The organism is Aedoeadaptatus nemausensis, assembly GCF_903819165.1.
Classification (GTDB): Bacteria; Bacillota; Clostridia; order Tissierellales; family Peptoniphilaceae; genus Aedoeadaptatus; species Aedoeadaptatus nemausensis.
Genome location: NZ_CAIJCS010000001.1, coordinates 1 through 1,083 on the forward strand (window position 1 = coordinate 1; position 1,083 = coordinate 1,083).

Sequence of the window (1,083 nt, forward strand, 5' to 3'; positions counted from 1 at the left end):
GCGTTGTCGCCGGGCATAACCATTTCTACGCCGTCTTGTAGGGTGATGTCGCCGGTTACGTCGGTGGTTCTGAAGTAGAATTGGGGACGGTAGCCGTTGAAGAACGGGGTGTGACGTCCACCTTCTTCTTTGCTCAGTACGTATACTTCGGCTTCGAATTTGGTGTGGGGATGGATGCTGCCGGGGGCTGCCAATACTTGGCCGCGCTCGATGTCATCTCTTTGTACACCACGAAGGAGTAGGCCGACGTTGTCGCCTGCTTCGGCTTGGTCGAGTTGTTTTCTGAACATTTCAACTCCGGTAACGACGACGGTGCGTTTTTCGTCGGTAAGACCTACGATTTCGACGTTGTCGTTTACTTTGATGACGCCGCGTTCTACACGTCCTGTAGCTACGGTACCACGACCGGTAATGGTGAAGATGTCTTCTACAGGCATGAGGAAGGGGTGGTCGATGTCACGAACGGGGTCTTCGATCCATTCGTCGACGGTGTCCATAAGGGCTACGATTTTGTCGCCCCATTCGCTGTCCGGATCTTCTAGGGCTTTAAGTGCACTTCCTACGGTAATGGGGGTGTTGTCGCCGTCGAAGTCGTATTCGCTTAAGAGGTCGCGTACTTCCATTTCAACGAGTTCGATTAGTTCGTCGTCGTCTACTTGGTCTTGTTTGTTAAGGAAGACTGCGATTTTGGGTACGCCTACTTGACGTGCGAGCAGGATGTGCTCACGGGTTTGGGGCATGGGGCCGTCTGCTGCGGATACGACGAGGATGGCGCCGTCCATTTGTGCAGCACCGGTGATCATGTTTTTAACGTAGTCCGCGTGACCCGGGCAGTCAACGTGTGCGTAGTGACGTTTTTCGGTTTCGTATTCTACGTGAGAGGTGGAGATGGTAATACCACGTTCTCTTTCTTCGGGTGCTTTGTCGATGTTTGCGTAGTCTACGAATTCACCGCTGCCGAATCTCTTGTTTAATACAAGGGTGATTGCTGCGGTAAGGGTGGTTTTGCCGTGGTCAACGTGGCCGATGGTGCCGACGTTAACGTGCGGTTTGGTTCTTTCAAATTTTCCTTTTGCCATAATA

Annotated in this window: 1 protein-coding gene; it reads right to left on the bottom strand. The window is 52.4% G+C overall.

What is annotated here, in order from left to right; genetic code table 11:
* Positions 1–1,079, bottom strand: a 1,079-nt coding sequence (tuf, locus tag PEPTYR26121_RS00005; RefSeq protein ID WP_180497985.1) for an elongation factor Tu, incomplete at its 3' end; no start/stop codon positions are given.
* Positions 1,080–1,083 lie beyond the last annotated feature (4 nt).